Below are 16,549 nucleotides of genomic sequence, written 5' to 3' on the forward strand. Positions count from 1 at the left end.
TTCCATCCCGTCGCGTCGTTGTCTGCAGTATCGCCCAATATCGCAAGGCGCGGGAGACAGGGTACGCGATCGGCTTCGCGTTTTCTCATCTCAACGCCGCCATGGCGCGGTCGATGTCCGCCGAGGTGTTGTGCCAGTGAGGCGAGATCCGCAATAGCGTGCCGGTTGCCGGCAGCCGAACGTTCAGCGGCTCGGCGGCCGTACTGCAGGCCTTGGCGACGATTCCGGCGGCATCGAGCCGCTGAACCACCTGGAGCGGCTCGCTATCCGGCAGGTGGATCGTGGCGATGCCCGTCTCGGGATGGGGCAACAGCGGTCGAAATCCCTGCTCCCGGGCGATGTCGTAGACCTGTCCGGCGAGTGCTGCCAGATGGTCGCGCAGCGGCTGCAGCGCGATCTGCTGCAACTCGTTCAGGGCGGCCGTCAAACCCACCTGATTCAGGATCGAGAGGTCGGAAGCATCGAAACGTCGGGCCTGGGGCAGATCGACGAACCGCTGGCTTGTCGGATCCAGCCTCAGCCCCGCCAGCTCTGGCGTCGGGTTGAGGCGCATCATGGCCATTGCCGGCTGGCTGACATAGAGCAGTGCCATGCCACGGGGTCCACGAAGCCACTTTCGCGTCGTGGCAACCAGCACGTCACAGCCGAGTCGGCGGACGTCGATCTCCGTCTGTCCCAGCCCCTGTGCGGCATCGACGATCAGCGGACAGTGCGACGGCCGGGGCAGGGCGCCCAGGGTTTCCACCGCGTAGCGCCGACCCTCGATGCTGGTTACCAGCGGCGTCAATATCGCCGCGACGTCGTCGTCGATCTGCCTGGCGATGGCAGCCATGTCCAACCGGCCATCCGCATCCGTCGCCAGCAGTTCGATGGCGCGCGGCGGCTCCCCGCCGAGCCGTCTGAGCATGACGATGTTGGAAGCCCACTCGCCAGGTGCGACCAGCAGCCGTCTTCCGGCGAGGTCCAGGTTGCCGATGACCTGGGCCATGAGCTGCGAGGTGCTGGCACCGAAGGCGAGCTGGGTCTCCGGTGCACCGATCCACTGGCTCAGCTTGGTTCTGGTCGCCTGGCCATCCCAGAGCGCGCTCTCGAGGCGCTGACGCGGATAGGCCGCCATCTCCGCCTCCAGCCAATCCCGCAGGCGAGCCGCGACCGCCGGGCTCTGCAGGCCGACGGAGGCGTTGTTGAGATAACAGAGATCGGCGGGGTGCACGGGCGATTCCTCGTCGGTTCCAGGCTGATGCCTGCGATGATACCCGAACTCGCGCCTGGGCGAGCGACGTCGCTGCCCGCCCTCGACGGCGCCTCAGGCAGCGCCGCTGCCGTAACCCATGGCGACGCTGGCTTCGGCGCCGGTCTCGACCCAGACGCTCTGCGGGACGGTGTATTCACGCAGGCCGTCGAGACCGCTGGACCGGCCAAAGCCGCTGTCACGGAAGCCGCCGAAGGGCGACATCACGTTGATCGCCTTGTAGCTGTTGATCCAGATCGTGCCGGCACGCAGCTGGCCGGCGACGCGATGCGCGCGGGCCGGGTCCTGCGTCCAGACGGCCCCGGCGAGACCGAAGCGGGTCGCATTGGCGAGCCGAACGGCGTCGGCTTCGTCGTCGAACGGCATGGCGACGACCACCGGACCGAACACCTCCTCGCGGGCAATCTCCATGGAGGCGTCGACATCGGCGATCACCGTCGGTGCCAAGTAGTAACCGTCGGCGCCTGGGGGCAGCCCCTCCGGGCGCTGCCCGCCAGTGACGACACGCGCACCGGCGGCCCTGGCACGCTCGATCATGGCGGTGACGCGTCCGTACTGGCGGGCGTTCTGCAGCGGCCCCATGCGGGTGGCCTCATCGGCAGGGAGGCCCACGGCAATCTGGCTGGCGGCCCGACCGACGCGCTCGACCACGGCATCGAAGATGTCGCGCTGGATCAGCAGGCGCGAACCGGCCACGCAGCTCTGCCCGGCGGCAGCGAAGATCGCTGCCTGGGCGCCGGCCACGGCATCGTCGAGCCTGGCATCGTCGAACACGATGTTGGCGGATTTGCCGCCGAGCTCGAGCACGCTGGGGACCAGGCGGCGGGCGCCGGCCTCGGCGATCAGGCGGCCGCTGTCGGGGGAGCCGACGAACACCAGTTTGCTGATGCCGTCGTGGCCTGTCAGCGCGGCGCCGGTGGTCGGGCCGAGACCGTTGACGATATTGATCAGCCCCCTGGGCAGGCCGCCGCATTCGAGCAGGCGGGCGATCACCACCGATGAGAACGGCGTCAGCTCCGAAGGCTTGAGAACGACGCCGTTGCCCGCGGCGATGGCCGGCGCCAGCTGCCAGGCGCAGGTGAACATCGGTGCGTTCCAGGGGGTGATCTGGCCGACCACGCCGAAGGGGACGTGGCGAACGTAGTTGAGATGGGAGGTAGGCACCGGAATGACCTCGCCGTGCTGCTTGTCGCACCAGCCGGCGTAGTACTCGAACATCTCCCTGACCTTGCCGACCTCGCCCCGGCAGTCCCGAATCGGCTTGCCGGCGACCACGCTCTCGAGCTGAGCGAGGTCCTCCTCGTGGCCCTCCAGCCGACGGACGGCGGCGTTCATGCGCCGGCCGCGTTCACTGGCGGTCAACGCCATCCATTCGAGCTGGGCGCGCGCCGCGGCCTCGACGGCCCGATCGAGCAGCTCGGCGCCGGCATCGCGATAACTGCCCAGGTCGCCTCCGGTCGCCGGGTTCGTCAGCGCGATGCTGTCGCCCTGACCCGCGACCAGATTGCCGTCGATCCAGTTGGAGCAGGGCGTGTCTCCGGGCTCCAGCGACAAGCCGAACTGGGCGAGAAGACGGTGCAAGGCTTGCTGGGCCTGGGTGTCGAGCGCATTCATGCGGAGGTCTCCTCGTCGTTGGTGGAGCGCCGGGTGAAATCGACCCCGGCCTGGGCCAGGATCGGCGAGACGATATGATTGAAATCGTCGCCGTCCGTCGGGCGTTCGGCGTTGGCATGCCAGCCGGCAACGACCTGATGGAGAAGTGCCAGATCGAGCCCGAGATCGTCGGCGGCGTCCCGGGCGAGACGCAGGTCCTTGCGCATCAGGCCGCTGGTGAAGCCGGAGTCGAAACGGCCGGAAAGGATCCACTCGGGAAAATTGACTTCGCTGACGGCGCTGCGCCCCGAGCCGCTGTTGAGGCCGGACAGGCAGGCCGCCGGATCGACGCCGGCCTTGGCCGCGAGGGCCACGGCTTCGGCGGTCGCGATCAGGTTGGTGGCGCAGAGGTAGTTGTTGGCCAGCTTGACCACGTGGCCGCTGCCCGGGCCGCCCACATGGGTTCGTTTGGCGGACATCGCTTCCAGCATCGGCATGACACGCTCCAGCGTCGCCATGTCGCCACCGAGCAGCATGCCGAGCTTGCCGTTTGCCGCGCCCTTGGGGCCGCCGCTGACCGGGGCGTCCAGCCACTCGAGGCCGGCCGCGATGACCTTGGCGGCGAGTTCGCGGCTCACCACCGGGTCGCTGGTGGAGGTGTCGACGATCACGCTGCCCATGGGTGCGCGGTCGAGCAGTCCAGGTGAGGTTTCGATGACTTCCCGGACGTGATCGGAGGTGGGCAGTGACAGCAGATAGACATCGCTGGCGGCTATCGCCTCCGGGCCGACGGTAGCGAGGCCCTGCGCCGCCAGACGCTCGCGGGCGGCCTCGAAACGGTCGCTGCCGCTGACATCGAAGCCGGCGCGCTTGAGCGTCAGCGCCATATTGCCACCCATCTGGCCAAGGCCGATGACGGTGATTTTCATCAGGTTCTCCAGGCTTGCTTGCGGATGAATCGTTTTGCTAGGGCCGTCGTCAGTCGTTCAACAGTTTCTTCACCAACGCCTGCCAGTAGGCGACGCCGAGCGGTGAAATGGCGTCGTTGAAGTCATAGGCCGGGTTGTGTAACGCGGCGCTGTCGCCGTTACCCAGCCAGATATAGGCGCCGGGGCAGCGGTCGAGCATGAAGGCGAAATCCTCCGACCCCATGCTGGGCGCCAGGTCGCGGTGGACCTTGTCGATGCCGGGCAGCGCCTCGAGCACCTCGGCACATCGGGTGGCATGCCGGGGCGTATTGATCGTGGCCGGATAGCGCGCCTGGTAGTCGAAATCGGCCTTGAGGCCGTGGAACTGGGCGGTGGCCGTGACGGCGTCGCGGAAGCGCTGTTCCAGCCGGGCCTTGAGCGCCGCATCGAAGCAGCGCACGGTGCCGCGCAGTTCCACCGTCTCCGGAATGACGTTGTAGGCGTCGCCGGCGTGGAACTGGGTAATGCTCAGCACGGCGGATTGATGCGGTGGGGTCTCGCGGCTGATCAGCCCCTGCAACTGATTGGCCAGCTGGCAGGCGGCGAGCACCACGTCCGTTCCCAGATGGGGCATGGCCGCGTGGCAGCCGCGCCCGGTCAGCTTGAGCGTGAAGACATCGAACGCCGCCATCACCGGGCCATCGTGGACGGCGGCTTCGCCGACGGCGAGTCCCGGCCAGTTGTGCAGGCCGTAGACCGCCTCCATCGGGAAGCGCTCGAACAGCCCCTCTTCGACCATCACCCGGCCGCCGCCTTCGCTCTCTTCCGCGGGCTGGAAGATACAGTGGACCTGGCCGGCGAAGTCCGGATCCTTCGCCAGCGCGCAGGCCGCGCCCAGCAGCATGGTGGTGTGGCCGTCGTGGCCGCAGGCGTGCATGCGCCCCGGTATCGTCGAGCGATGATCGACGTCGTTGAGTTCGTCGATGGGCAGAGCGTCGATATCGGCCCGCAGCCCGATACGCCGGCCTTCTCCCCGGTTGCCGCTGATGGTGACGACGCCGCCGGTGCCTCCGCCAAGCCCGGTGACCGGGTCGAGGCCATGCTCGCGCAGAATGGCGACGATGCGCTCGCTGGTGCGGGTCTCCTCGAAGGCGATCTCCGGATGGCGATGGAAGTCGTGGCGCCACGCGGTCAGCGTCTTCGGGTCGGGATAGGGTGCGATCTGGTTCATGATCTGCTCCAGCAATGGATCGTGATCGATTCGAACGATCGGGTGACGCGCCCGCTACGGGGGCGGGCGCGTCGCCGATGAAAGCGAGGTGCCTACAGCAGTACCTGGGCCACCACGGCCGAGCCGACGTAGGTACCGGTGAACACCAGCAGCGAGATGATGATCAGCTTCCAGCCGGTCTGGCGAAACATGCTGAACTCGCGCCGGCTGAGGGCCAGGCCGGCGTAGGCCAGGACCGGGGTGACGATGGCGAGGAAGTTGACCGCGGCAAGCTGCTCGACGATCCAACCGCTGCCCGGGAAAAACGGCAGCGTCATGACGATGCTGACCAACGACACCCAGGCCACGGCGGGGAGATAGAACGGCGCCGCCCGAGTGATGACCAGGCCGATCAGGGTCATGACGTAGAGGATGGTCATGCCCGGCAGGGCAGCGATCAGCGAGGCACCGTTGATGGTGTTGGCGATCCAGCCGACGATACAGGCCATGGCCAGTACGGCGGCGGTCTTGCCGAGATCCGCCTCGGGGCGCTCTTCGCGGGTGAGCTCCTTCGCCTCGTCGTCGGTCGTGGCGCCGGTCGTGCTGGCGGCGTGGCGGCGACCGCCCAGGCGACGATAGAGCCACTCGGCGACGGGCAGGGCAATGAAGAGCGAGACATAGAGCCCGGTGGCGTAGGTCAACAGGTTGCTGGCACCGGCAAAGGCGAGCAGGTCGTCGGCGAGATCGGGGACGGCACCGGCCAGCGCGCCGGAACATGCCGCGACCATGCTGCCGCTGCCGACGCCGCAGGCCATCGCCAGCGCACGCGGGTCGAACCAGTCCAGCGAGGCGAGATAGCCGGCCATCAGCGCGAACCATAGCGTGCCGAACATGGTGCCGACGACGTAGACCCCCATCACGCCGACGCCCTCCGGGCCCTTGAGGCCGTACTTGTCGGAGATGATTGCGATGTTGGGTTCGCGCGCGATCGAATAGGTCGCGCCGATCGCTTCCCGCCCCATCTTGAGCACCAGCACCGCCACCGGCAGTGCCACCAGCATGGTGCCGAGATTGCCCAGCTCCTGCAGGATCAGGGCGGGGCCCGCGCTGATGAGCTGGTCGATGGCGGGGCCGATGGTCGAACCGAAGCGCGCGATGAACGGCATGATCGAGATCAGGATCAGCGGGGTGGCCGCCTGGCTGACGCTCTCGGGCAGGAATCGCCGGGTTCCGGAGAACAGGTGCGGGTTGAGCAGCACCCCGAGCACGAAGGCGTAGAACAGCGGCAGTAGCAGTAGCGTTCCCGGCCCGAGCGGGATCTTGACGATACCGATCCACTCGCTGAGCAGCGACAGCAGGACGACCAGCAGATGCAGGCGCCAATTGAGCAGTTGAGAAAGGGGCATCGATCGTTACCTCTTTGTTGTTGGTGGAGAGGTCATCCACCGAGTATCCAGAGAGAGTGTGATCGAATGAAAGGCGCGGGGTGTTCTGTTTTTTGGATGGCAGGCAGAAGACCATGGGCTGGAACGTAAACGGGGTAGGCCGAAGCCTACCCCGTGCGGGTGATCACCGAACGGTGTGCGATGCGACGATCACTTCTCCGGCAGGGCGTAGACCACGACCTGGTCGCCCACCTGGTCCTTGAGGATCGTGTTGCCGCCGGCCACGAAGGCGACATACTGCCGGCCCTGATATTCGTAGACCGAGGGATTGGCCACGGCCGGCGCTTGGGCCTGGTCCGACCACAGCTCTTCGCCCGTCTCCAGCGAGAAGGCACGCAGCTTGGCGTCCATCGAGGCGCCGATGAACACGACACCGCCCGCAGTCACCGCGGGGCCACCGATGGTGGGGGAGCCCCACTTCTCGGGCATGAAGAAGCCGTACTGCTGCGATGCCCCGACCGGACGCCGCCACTTCACGTCACCGGTATGCATGTCCAGCGCTACCAGCTCGCCGAAGGGCGGTTCCCAGCACGGCATGCCCAGCCAGTTCGTCGCGACCTCCAGGCGCATGCCGTAGGGGGCGCCCTCCTGCGGCGAGAAGCCGCTCTCGTTGCCGGAACCGCTGTCCGCTTTCTCGTAATCTTCGCGGTTGTACAGCTTGATGGTCTGCACGATATGCGAGGTGTTGACGATCGCGGTCTGGCTCACGGGGTCGAACGCAACCCCGCCCCACTGCACGCCACCTGCGCTGTCCGGATAGGCCAGGGCGCCCTCGCCCTTGGTGGTCGGCGGGGTGTACATGCCCTCGTAGGTCAGGTCGTCCCACAGGCGGGAACACTGGCCGCCGCCCAGGGCATCGGCCAGGCCCCAGACCTTGGGCTTCTCGGACTGGTCCAGCAGCGGCGCCGGCTTGGTCGGGAAAGGCTGGGTCGGGGCATAGACCTCGCCCTCGACGCTGCCGTCGCCCTGCGGTACCGGACGCTCCTCGATCGGCCAGACGTCTTCGCCGGTCAGGCGGTTGACCACGAACAGGAAGCCCTGCTTGGTTGCCTGGATCAGCGCCGGGATCTCCTTGCCATCGACGGTGATATCCATCAGCGTCGGGGCGGCGTTGATGTCGTAGTCCCAGATATCGTGGTGAACCCACTGGCGCGACCACACGACCTCGCCGGTCTCGATATCGACCGCGGTGGTCGAGGTCGCCAGCGGCGCCTCTTCGGTGCGGTTGCCGCCCCAGTAGTTCGGCGACGGCGAGGAGACCGGCAGGTACAGCAGGCCGTTCTCGCGATCCGCGGACATGTGGGTCCAGACATTGGCGGTACCGCTCTTCTTGCGCATCTCCTCGGAGAGCGCCTGGAATGTCCATTCGAGCTCGCCGGTCCGGGCATCTAGCGAAAAGACCGTGCCCGGCGGCGCCTGTTCGTAGGCCCAGTCCATGCCGGCCCAACCCAGCATCAGGTGGTCACCGACCACGGTCGGCGGCTGCAGTACGGAGAGCGGCCATTTGGCGTGGGTATCGTTCCACTGGTTGACGTTGAGCACGCCGTTGTCGGCGAAGCCCTTGCAGAGTTCGCCGGTGTCGGCGTCCAGCGCGAATAGCTGGGCGTCCATGGTGCCCATGTAGACGATCTTCTGGCACGGCTCGCCGGCCACAGGGTTCTCGGCTTCCCAGTAGGAGACACCGCGGTTCTTGAGTACCGGCTGGGTCAGCGCCTTGCGCGAGGATTGGGTATCGAAACTCCACTTCTCCTCGCCAGTGCCCGGGTCGAGCGCGATCAGGCGATAGAAGGGGGTGCCGATATAGATCGTGTCGTTGGCGAAGACCGGGGTCGCCGACCATACGGTTGCCGGCGTATCGCCGGAGCCGTCGGAGACATCGCCGGTGTGATACTCCCAGACCTTCTCGAGATCACCGACGTTATCCGCCGTGATCTGGTCGAGCGGGCTGTACTTCTGGGCATTGAGCTGGCCGTGGAAACTGTCCCAGGTCGGCTGTTCGGGAACGAGCGGGATCGGTGTCCGGTTGGCACTCTGCCGATCGCTCGAGTCCGCGGTGCCGACGTCTTGGGTGCTCTCATCGTCGGTCTGCGCCGAACTGGACGTTGCCGCAGTCTTGGAGGATGCGGGAGATTCGCTTCGCGTCGAGGTCGGATCGGATTCGGCCGGCTGATCCTGGGCGAGCAGCGGCAGCGGGGCGAGCAGCAGCGCCAGTGCCGTGACCGAACCCAACCGGGTGGCGGCGAGTTTCAGGGTCGGTGTGGACGGCTGTGACAGGGGTGTGGACATGACTCGGCTCCTCAGGAATGGGCTGGCGTGGTGGAGGAGGCGGAACTCGCCATCTCCAGCAGCAGGCCGATCAGGCCCACCACCATGGCGGCCGTCAGCCACCACTGGTGCAGCAGCAGCCCGGCGAAGCCGGTGCCGACGAGGTCCAGCAGGATCAGCACGCGCAGTGCCACGCGGCCGCTGCGGTGGGAAAGTGGCGCCAGGACCAGCGTCAGGATGGCCAATGCGATCGTCGAGAGAATGACGACGAGGGCGCCAAGGGATCCATTGACCCCGGTAAGCGGCGTGAAATAGGCATAGAGCGCCACGGCGAGCCCGGCGAGCGAGCCCAGGAGCATGACGATGATGCCCGGCCTGAATGATCCAGATTGCGACATGAAGCTTTTTTCTCCTGATGAGAGCGGTTTTGCGTGCCTGGCGGTTGCCTTTCCAGCTCGATATGGCATCGGACCGGCAAGACCGCGCCAATAGCGCTTGGTGAAGGGGGACGTGCGGGCGTGAACTCCCTGCGCCAGGTCGGCCAAAGTATAGGATATTTTAGACCGTTAGCCCCAGGCGGATTGGCTCGCCCTCCCGCCCCGATTGAGATTTCGGGCGGGGGCGTCAGCCGTGTCTTGCCCGGACGGGTGCGCTTGGCGGGGGGGCGGTTCATGCCTCACGCCGGGAGCGAATCGTCGGGTTTGCCGGGGAGCGAGGCCAGCCAGCATAATGGCGGGCCGTCACGTCGCGTAGAGACACGCTGTATGGAATCGTTCAACACCATCGGCCTGATCGGCCGTTTGGGTAGCGACAAGGTAGTCGAGACGCTCAAGCGTCTGGTGATCTTCCTCGAACGTCGTGGTCTCGACATCGTGATCGAGGATCGCACGGCGGCGTTGCTGCAGGGGCACGGCCACGGCGAAGCCAGGCGCCGCGAACTGGGTACGCTGTGCGACCTGGTGATCGTGGTGGGCGGCGACGGCAGCCTGCTGGGCGCCGCGCGGGCACTATGTCACAGCGGGACGCCGGTACTCGGCATCAACCGTGGCCGGCTGGGGTTTCTGACCGATATCTCGCCGGACGAGGTGGAGCAGAAGGTCGCCGAGGTGCTGGAAGGGCAGTACGACAGCGAGCGACGCTTTCTGCTCGAGGCGGAGCTCTATCGTGGCGAGCGCCTGATCGGCTCCGGCTCCAGTCTCAACGATGTCGTCGTGCATCCCGGCAAGGCAGCCCGAATGATCGAGTTCGAGCTGTTCGTCGACGATCGCTTCGTCTACTCCCAGCGCTCCGATGGCTTGATCATGGCGACCCCGACGGGCTCCACCGCCTACGCGCTGTCGGGGGGCGGGCCTATCGTGCATCCGGGGCTGGAAGCCATCACGCTGGTGCCGATGTTCCCACATACGCTCTCCAGCCGGCCGATCGTGATCGATGCCGCCAGCGAGATTCGCGTGCATATCGGCGACATCAACCAGGCCTATCCCCACGTCAGTTGCGATGGCCAGACCCGCGTCGTCTGCAAGCCCGACGATGTTCTCTACGTCCGCCGTCAGGCCGAGCGGCTGACCTTGATCCACCCGCGTGGGCACAGTTTCTTCGAGGCCTGCCGCTCCAAGCTGGGCTGGAGCAGCAGGCTGGGAGACTGACATGGCACAGGACAACGGCGTCGACGGCTACGACCTGATCGGGGACGTGCACGGTTGCGGATACACCCTGATACGCCTGCTCGAAAAGCTGGGCTATCGGGCAGACGATGGTGTCTTTCGTCATCCACGCCGGCGCGTGATCTTTATGGGGGATCTGATCGATCGCGGCCCCAGCATCCGGCTGGCGGTCGCCGTGGCCAAGGGCATGGTCGATGCCGGCGAGGCCCGTATCGTGATGGGCAATCACGAGGTCAACGCCCTGGCCTACTGTCATCAGGCTCCGAGCGACAGTGAACGTGAGTGGCTACGGGAGCACACCCCGCGTAACAACCGGATCATCGGTCGCACCCTGGAGCAGTTCCACGCCTTTCCGCTGGAGTGGGAGAACTGTCTCGCCTGGTTCATGACTCTGCCGCTGTGCCTCGACCTGGGAGGGTTGCGGGTGGTCCACGCATGCTGGGACGAGCCGCTGATCGCCGCCTTCCTGGCGCGCCGTCCCGATGCCCGTATCGATCGGGACTTCCTGATCGAATCGATCGATCACGGCAGTCTGGCGCAGCGCGTCCTGGATCGGCTGACACGCGGCACCCAACTGCCGTTGCCCCCGGGCGTGGAGATTCGCTCCGGCGATGGCTTCACGCGACGCTCGTTTCGCACCCATTTCTGGTGCCGGAACCCGCGCACCTACGGGGATGTGGTCTTTCAGCCCGACAACCTGCCGCTGGGGCTCGAGGATCGCTCCCTGAGCGCCGGCGAACGGGAGCGGTTGAGCTACTACCCGGAATCGGCACCGCCGCTGTTCGTCGGCCACTACTGGTGCAAGGGGGTTCCGGCGCTGCCGCGGGCGAACATCGCCTGTCTCGATTACAGCGCGGTGAAGTATGGCCGGCTGGTGGCCTATCGCTGGGAAGGGGAGGCGCGGCTCGACGCCAACCGGTTCATCTGGGTCGACGTCGAGAGGGAGGGCGCGCGCAATTGACGTCGCGAGCCTGCTGCGATTCTTGCATTTTTTTACAATGATTTTAGCAATTGATTTATCGAGTTTTTTTGACAGCCCGGTGCCAATCGGGAAAAAAATGGGATTTTTTTTCCTCTGCCGAGGAACTCCGCCCGGCGGATACCCTCAAAGTCAGTGTTCCCTTGAATGATCCCTTGCTCTTATCCGGCGGCCTTCCGCCGGATTTTTCTTTTTCTGGCCTGTAGAATGGCGGCGTCGAACGACCATCGATGTCGTCGAGCTCCGGGCCGTCCGTCCGGCGCTCTCACGTGTCGTCGACTCTCGTCGACACTCTTTCTCGGAAACCGGGTCGGACCTTTCCCATGTACAAGTTACTCGAACTGCCCGGCGATCTGGATACGCGTCCGCTTCGACAAGCGATGTGGGCGAACCATATCGGCCATCGCTTCACCCAGGAGGCCGACCGGCAGGTGTTGTGGCTGGCGAATCCCGAACAGCGGGACGAGGCGGCACGGCTGATCGAGCTGTGGCATCGCGGCGAGCTGGAGACGTCGGCTGCCCAGTCGGCGCCTCGCCGGCGCCCCAGCATCACCGGCCAGGCCTTCGGCCAGGCGCCGCTCGCGGCAGGGCTGATTGCGGTCTGCGTGGCGGTCTTCCTCTGCATGACGTTTGCCGGCGATGCCATCGTTCGTGCTTTCACCATCGTGCCTCTCGAGGTGATAGGGCAGCGGCTGGTGCCCGGCGATCTCGTCTCCGACACCCTGGCCGGGGGCCAGGTATGGCGGCTGTTCACGCCGGCGCTGCTGCACTTCGGCTGGATGCACCTGATCTTCAACATGCTGTGGGTGTGGTACTTCGGCCGCCAGGTAGAGTCGCTCCAAGGCTGGCGCCGACTGGGTGTCATCGTCGTCGTGGCCGCGCTGTTCTCGAATCTGGCCCAGTACTTCACCGGCACCGTGCTGTTCGGGGGAATGTCCGGCGTCGACTATGCGCTGCTCGGCTACGTCTGGCTGATGTCCCGGCGCCGACCCGAAAGCGGCCTGTTCGTGCCTCAGATGCTGATGGTCTTCATGCTGGGCTGGATGGTCTTTACCATGACCGGGCTGGGCGACGCCTTCGGCTTCGGCAACGTCGCCAACGAGGCGCATCTGGGAGGATTGCTGATCGGGTTGATCATGGGCTGGTTCGCCAGCCGCAATGCACCGGGAGGCGCCGGCCACGACGCCTCGGGAGACAGGTAATGAGCGAGATGAATTTCGACCGCATGGTCGCGCAGATGACGCCGGAGATGTACCAGAACTTCAAGCAGGCCATCGAGCGCCGCAAGTGGCCGGACGGCCGCCGGCTGAGCGCCGAACAGACCGAGCTGTGCATGGAGGCCGTGATCAAGTACGAGATGATCCATGACGTTCCCGCGGCGCAGCGCGTCGGCTATCTGGAGCGCAACGAGTGCGCCTCCGGCAGCCACTCCTCCGCCGAGGAAGCCGCGGTCAAATGGATCAACTGATCCCGCTGACAGCCGGTGACGAAAGCCTCCCGGGAGAAGACCGGCAAGATCGGGCCCGCGGCCAGTTGCGCAAGCTCGATATCCGACTGCCGGTGGCGGGGCGCCCGGCGGAGTACACGCTGCGGGCCGGCGACCAGCGCATGGGGCTCAACGCCTGGCTGGGCCGGCGCGTCGAGCTGCGTCACACCGGCGAGATTCACTGTATCGAGTGCGGTCGGGCCACGCGCAAGAGCTTCGGCCAGGGGCACTGCTACCCCTGTTTCTCGTCGCTGGCGCATTGCGATCTCTGCATGATGCGTCCGGAGACCTGTCACTATTTCCAGGGTACCTGCCGCGATCCCGCCTGGGGGGAGCGTCACTGCTTTCGCCCGCATACCGTCTACCTGGCCAACGCCTCCGGACTCAAGGTCGGCATCACGCGTGGTACCAACATGCCGACACGCTGGCTCGACCAGGGGGCGATCCAGGCGCTGCCGATTCTCGACGTGGAGACCCGTCAGCAGTCCGGTTTCGTCGAGACGCTGTTCAAGGCGCAGGTTTCCGATCGCACCAACTGGCGGGCGATGCTCAAGGGCGAGGTCGACCCGCTCGATCTGGTTGCCGAGCGCGATCGGCTGCTGGCGTCGCTGGAGCCCGGGCTGGCAGAACTGCGTCGACGGTTCGGTCACGACGCGATCCAGGCGGTCGATGACGTGGCACCGCTGTCGATCGCCTACCCGGTGCTCGAGTGGCCGCGCAAGATCGTGTCGTTCAATTTCGACAAGACGCCTCGGATCGAGGGCACCCTGATGGGGCTCAAGGGCCAGTACCTGATCCTCGACACCGGCGTCGTCAACCTGCGCAAATTCGCCGGCTACCAGGTGGCCGTGAGCGCCGGGGCGGCCTGAACCGGGAGCGTCAGCGCGGCTTGTGCTCGAGCTGGCGCTCCATGCGGTTCAGGAACACCGTCATCACTCGTTCGTAGAGTTTATCCTTCAGCACCACGTCCTCCACGCCCGCGTCCAGGTTGGGATTGTCGTTGACCTCGATGACCACGACCCGGTCGCCGATCTGCTTGAGGTCGACCCCGTAGAGGCCATTGCCGATCAGCTTGGTCGCCCGCAACGCTGCCTTGACCACCGGTGGCGGCACTTCGGACAGGTCGTGGGTGGTGAAGCCCCCGCTGCGCGTCTTGCCGCTGGAGTGGTCGTAGATCTGCCAGTGGCCGCGGGCCATGTAGTAGCGGCTGGCGAACAGCATCTGGCCGTCGAGCACGCCGATGCGCCAGTCGAAGTCGGTGGGCAGCCACTCCTGGAGCAGCAGCAGGGCGGAGGATTCGAACAGCTTGGGGGCCTCCGCGACCAGCTCCTCCCGCGATCGAATCTTGACCACGCCCTTGGAAAAAGCGCCGTCCGGCACCTTCAACACCAGCGGATACTCCAGGTGGGCCAGCTTCTCGTCGAGCCGCTCCATGTCGCCGCGATAGAGCAGTTGGCCGCGAGGCGCGGGGATCTTGTGGGTGCCCAGCAACTCGTGGAGAAAAATCTTGTTGGTGCAGCGCAGGATCGACTGCGGGTCGTCGATCACCACCAGCCCCTCGTGTTCGGCCTTCTTGGCCATGCGGTAGGTGTGGTGGTCCAGCCGGGTCGTCTCGCGGATGAACAGCGCGTCGAATTCGGCCAGCCGACCGGCATCGCGATGGGTGATCAGGTTGACGTCGATGCCCAGCCGCCGGCCGGCGCGGATGAAACGCTTGATGGCTCCCCGGTTGCTGGGCGGCAACGCCTCCTGCGGGTCGACCAGGATCGCCAGGTCGAAACGGTAGCGACGGCGGGCGCGCGGTGTGCGCCAGACCCGGGTCGAGTGGCGGTTCAGCGCCGTCGCGAACAGATCCTCCTCGCCGGACTGCAGCGCGGTCAGTGCCAGGGGCTTGAGCCGCGCCAGCCGCCAGACGTTCTGGCGTTTCTCGAAACGGGCTTCCAGCAATGGATGGGGCAGGCGCTCGAACAGCCTTCGAGCCAGGCGCTGCAGCTCGGGCTCGCGACACTCACCGAAGAACACGCGCAGGGTGAAGGTGTCGCCCGCCAGCGCACCGCGCTTGTCCAGTTCCATCAACAAGGGGTCGATGGCGGCCAGCTGCATGTCGATCAGGGCCTTGCGCGACAGCTGGTTGAGGGTTTCCACGCTGGGCAGGACGCGCTGGTCGCGGGCCTGGGCCAGCAACGAGACGTAGTAACCGGTTTCCAGGTAGTCGAGGTTGGCGCACAGGTTGATGACATGGGTGGCATCGTCCGCTGCCACCGAGCCCTCCAGTGCCAGGAAGGCGTCGGCGCTGATCAGGTCCTCGGAAGGGTAGTAGGGTTGCCAGTCGGCAAGGCGGTCGACGACGATACGCAGGCGTGACATGAAATCGGTGGCTCCTTTTCCCGCCATCTCCCGATGGGAGGCGGCGGAGATCGATACGGCAGGCGTCGAGGCTGCGGGGGGAACAGCATGCGACGATGGGAAGGCGGCGACAAGTCGTTGTCGGCGTGAAATAATTTCAGCATCGCCGGTACGTTGAAGGTCCCTCCGAGGGCCTGCCGGTGCGGTTTCAGGGCGATGAAGACCTGAAGACACTGAAATTCTAGATGAATCTGATGAGAGCGCACGCATGCTCCGCACGCTTCGTCGCGGCTTACCCGCCGATTGCGACGCCTTGTACCAACTGGAAGAGCGCTGCTTCGACAGTGACCGCTTCAGCCGACGCCAACTGGCGCACCTGTTGACCCGTGCCAATGCCGTCAACCTGCTGGCGGTGTCAGAGGATCAGCGTGTCGTCGGCTACGGCACGTTGCTGTTTCGGCGCAACAGCACTACGGCGAGGCTCTACTCCTTCTGCGTCGATCCGGCCGCACGCGGCACCGGGCTGGGGCGGGAGCTGCTCCAGGCGCTGGAACAGGCCGCACGGGAGCGCGGCAGCCAACGCCTGCTGCTCGAGGTGCGTGCCGACAACCGTGTCGCGATGGGACTCTATCGCCGGATGGGGTTCATCGCCCATCGCTGGCTGGACGACTATTATGCCGATGGCTGTGCCGCCTGGCAGATGGACAAGCGACTCGACGTTTCCGAGACGCCCGACGCAGCGTCAGCCGACTGACCCTCGCCGCAGCCGCGGTGGATTTTTTGACTGAGGACTACTCCCATGCCGTCTTTCGATATCGTCTCCGAATTCGACCGTCATGAAGCGACCAACGCCGTCGACCAGGCGAACCGCGAGATACAGACCCGCTTCGACTTCCGCGGCGTCGATGCCAGCTTCTCGCTGGAGGGCGAGACCGTGTCGCTCGAGGCGGATGCCGAGTTCCAGCTGCAGCAGATGATCGACGTGCTGCGCAACAAGCTGATCGCTCGGGGTATCGACCCGCGCTGCATGGAGATCGAGGATGCCCAGACCTCCGGCGTCAAGGCGCGCCAGCAGGTCAAGCTCAAGCAGGGCCTGGAACAGCCCGATGCCAAGGCGATCGTCAAGCTGCTCAAGGAGTCGAAGCTCAAGGTGCAGCCGGCGATCCAGGGCGACAAGGTCCGGGTGACCGGCAAGAAGCGCGACGACCTGCAACAGGCGATCGCGTTGCTCAAGGGCGAGGAGGGCCCCGACCTGCCGCTGCAGTACGACAACTTCCGGGAGTGAGTTCTTTCTCGCCTTCGCCTGTATTCGCAGGGATCATCGCTTCTCGCTGATTGAGCTCGGCGGAGCCGAACACTACCCCCCCGGGCCTGCTCCCCCACGCAGGCCCTTTTCTCTCA

Annotated in this window: 14 protein-coding genes and 1 pseudogene; 7 read left to right on the forward strand and 8 right to left on the reverse strand. The window is 65.9% G+C overall.

All coding sequences use genetic code 11. The features are described from left to right. Nucleotides 1–85: 85 nt before the first annotated feature. The 7 genes and pseudogenes from AAGT95_RS13140 to AAGT95_RS13170 all read right to left on the reverse strand — a co-directional run bounded on the left by AAGT95_RS13140 (nucleotide 86) and on the right by AAGT95_RS13170 (nucleotide 9,071). Nucleotides 86–1,213: an aminotransferase class V-fold PLP-dependent enzyme gene (locus tag AAGT95_RS13140; protein ID WP_342594056.1), complete on the reverse strand. Its 1,128-nt coding sequence runs from the start codon at nucleotides 1,211–1,213 to the stop codon at nucleotides 86–88. A 93-nt stretch (nucleotides 1,214–1,306) separates the two neighbouring features. Beyond that, complete coding sequence (locus AAGT95_RS13145; RefSeq protein ID WP_342594057.1) at nucleotides 1,307–2,866, reverse strand: aldehyde dehydrogenase family protein; 1,560 nt, start codon at nucleotides 2,864–2,866, stop codon at nucleotides 1,307–1,309. Then, nucleotides 2,863–3,774 (reverse strand): NAD(P)-dependent oxidoreductase, encoded by a 912-nt coding sequence (locus AAGT95_RS13150; RefSeq protein WP_342594058.1) that lies wholly within the window; start codon nucleotides 3,772–3,774, stop codon nucleotides 2,863–2,865. Before AAGT95_RS13150 ends, AAGT95_RS13145 begins: the two co-directional genes overlap by 4 nt. A 49-nt stretch (nucleotides 3,775–3,823) precedes the next feature. Then, entirely contained in the window at nucleotides 3,824–4,984 is a 1,161-nt protein-coding gene (locus AAGT95_RS13155; protein WP_342594059.1) for a M20 aminoacylase family protein, read from the reverse strand. A gap of 581 nt (nucleotides 4,985–5,565) precedes the next feature. Next, nucleotides 5,566–6,369: pseudogene (locus AAGT95_RS21660) on the reverse strand (DUF3100 domain-containing protein); the annotation flags it as partial. 189 nt (nucleotides 6,370–6,558) lie between these two features. Then, nucleotides 6,559–8,694 carry a pyrroloquinoline quinone-dependent dehydrogenase gene (locus tag AAGT95_RS13165; RefSeq protein WP_342594061.1) on the reverse strand — a complete coding sequence of 712 codons (2,136 nt, stop codon included), beginning with the start codon at nucleotides 8,692–8,694 and terminating at the stop codon, nucleotides 6,559–6,561. Nucleotides 8,695–8,705: 11 nt separating this feature from the next. Beyond that, nucleotides 8,706–9,071, reverse strand: a complete 366-nt coding sequence (locus AAGT95_RS13170; protein ID WP_342594062.1) for a hypothetical protein — start codon at nucleotides 9,069–9,071, stop codon at nucleotides 8,706–8,708. A 366-nt stretch (nucleotides 9,072–9,437) separates the two neighbouring features. On the opposite strand from AAGT95_RS13170, the gene AAGT95_RS13175 reads away from it, so the two are divergent. The 5 genes from AAGT95_RS13175 to AAGT95_RS13195 all read left to right on the forward strand — a co-directional run bounded on the left by AAGT95_RS13175 (nucleotide 9,438) and on the right by AAGT95_RS13195 (nucleotide 13,671). After that, on the forward strand, nucleotides 9,438–10,319 hold the full coding sequence (locus AAGT95_RS13175) for an NAD(+) kinase (RefSeq protein ID WP_110600883.1): 882 nt from the start codon (nucleotides 9,438–9,440) through the stop codon (nucleotides 10,317–10,319). Between the two features lies 1 nt (nucleotide 10,320). Next, entirely contained in the window at nucleotides 10,321–11,298 is a 978-nt protein-coding gene (locus AAGT95_RS13180; RefSeq protein WP_342594063.1) for a metallophosphoesterase, read from the forward strand. A gap of 341 nt (nucleotides 11,299–11,639) precedes the next feature. Further along, the gene (locus tag AAGT95_RS13185) at nucleotides 11,640–12,518 is read left to right on the forward strand and encodes a rhomboid family intramembrane serine protease (protein ID WP_110710071.1); all 879 of its coding nucleotides are present in this window, start codon (nucleotides 11,640–11,642) and stop codon (nucleotides 12,516–12,518) included. After that, complete coding sequence (locus tag AAGT95_RS13190; RefSeq protein WP_342594064.1) at nucleotides 12,518–12,784, forward strand: YeaC family protein; 267 nt, start codon at nucleotides 12,518–12,520, stop codon at nucleotides 12,782–12,784. Before AAGT95_RS13185 ends, AAGT95_RS13190 begins: the two co-directional genes overlap by 1 nt. Further along, on the forward strand, nucleotides 12,781–13,671 hold the full coding sequence (locus AAGT95_RS13195) for a DUF2797 domain-containing protein (RefSeq protein ID WP_425356056.1): 891 nt from the start codon (nucleotides 12,781–12,783) through the stop codon (nucleotides 13,669–13,671). Before AAGT95_RS13190 ends, AAGT95_RS13195 begins: the two co-directional genes overlap by 4 nt. A gap of 10 nt (nucleotides 13,672–13,681) precedes the next feature. Here AAGT95_RS13195 and AAGT95_RS13200 read toward each other — a convergent pair whose 3' ends face one another. After that, a complete protein-coding gene (locus tag AAGT95_RS13200) occupies nucleotides 13,682–15,169 on the reverse strand; it encodes a RimK family protein (protein WP_342594066.1) in 1,488 nt (495 codons plus the stop codon). A 247-nt stretch (nucleotides 15,170–15,416) separates the two neighbouring features. Here AAGT95_RS13200 and AAGT95_RS13205 point away from each other — a divergent pair, with 247 nt between their 5' ends. Continuing rightward, the gene (locus tag AAGT95_RS13205; protein ID WP_342594067.1) at nucleotides 15,417–15,902 is read left to right on the forward strand and encodes an N-acetyltransferase; all 486 of its coding nucleotides are present in this window, start codon (nucleotides 15,417–15,419) and stop codon (nucleotides 15,900–15,902) included. 45 nt (nucleotides 15,903–15,947) lie between these two features. Next, the gene (locus tag AAGT95_RS13210; RefSeq protein ID WP_342594068.1) at nucleotides 15,948–16,433 is read left to right on the forward strand and encodes a YajQ family cyclic di-GMP-binding protein; all 486 of its coding nucleotides are present in this window, start codon (nucleotides 15,948–15,950) and stop codon (nucleotides 16,431–16,433) included. Nucleotides 16,434–16,549 lie beyond the last annotated feature (116 nt).

This window comes from Salinicola lusitanus (assembly GCF_038648475.1).
GTDB lineage: Bacteria > Pseudomonadota > Gammaproteobacteria > Pseudomonadales > Halomonadaceae > Salinicola > Salinicola lusitanus.

What these genes read in the sequence shown, in the direction of transcription:
- AAGT95_RS13145 (WP_342594057.1), bottom strand. Translation starts at nt 2,866, where the DNA reads ATGAATGCGCTCGACACCCAGGCCCAGCAAGCCTTGCACCGTCTTCTC.
- AAGT95_RS13155 (WP_342594059.1), bottom strand. Translation starts at nt 4,984, where the DNA reads ATGAACCAGATCGCACCCTATCCCGACCCGAAGACGCTGACCGCGTGG.
- AAGT95_RS13205 (WP_342594067.1), top strand. Translation starts at nt 15,417, where the DNA reads ATGCTCCGCACGCTTCGTCGCGGCTTACCCGCCGATTGCGACGCCTTG.
- AAGT95_RS13170 (WP_342594062.1), bottom strand. Translation starts at nt 9,071, where the DNA reads ATGTCGCAATCTGGATCATTCAGGCCGGGCATCATCGTCATGCTCCTG.
- AAGT95_RS13165 (WP_342594061.1), bottom strand. Translation starts at nt 8,694, where the DNA reads ATGTCCACACCCCTGTCACAGCCGTCCACACCGACCCTGAAACTCGCC.
- AAGT95_RS13180 (WP_342594063.1), top strand. Translation starts at nt 10,321, where the DNA reads ATGGCACAGGACAACGGCGTCGACGGCTACGACCTGATCGGGGACGTG.
- AAGT95_RS13190 (WP_342594064.1), top strand. Translation starts at nt 12,518, where the DNA reads ATGAGCGAGATGAATTTCGACCGCATGGTCGCGCAGATGACGCCGGAG.
- AAGT95_RS13200 (WP_342594066.1), bottom strand. Translation starts at nt 15,169, where the DNA reads ATGTCACGCCTGCGTATCGTCGTCGACCGCCTTGCCGACTGGCAACCC.
- AAGT95_RS13185 (WP_110710071.1), top strand. Translation starts at nt 11,640, where the DNA reads ATGTACAAGTTACTCGAACTGCCCGGCGATCTGGATACGCGTCCGCTT.
- AAGT95_RS13210 (WP_342594068.1), top strand. Translation starts at nt 15,948, where the DNA reads ATGCCGTCTTTCGATATCGTCTCCGAATTCGACCGTCATGAAGCGACC.
- AAGT95_RS13150 (WP_342594058.1), bottom strand. Translation starts at nt 3,774, where the DNA reads ATGAAAATCACCGTCATCGGCCTTGGCCAGATGGGTGGCAATATGGCG.
- AAGT95_RS13175 (WP_110600883.1), top strand. Translation starts at nt 9,438, where the DNA reads ATGGAATCGTTCAACACCATCGGCCTGATCGGCCGTTTGGGTAGCGAC.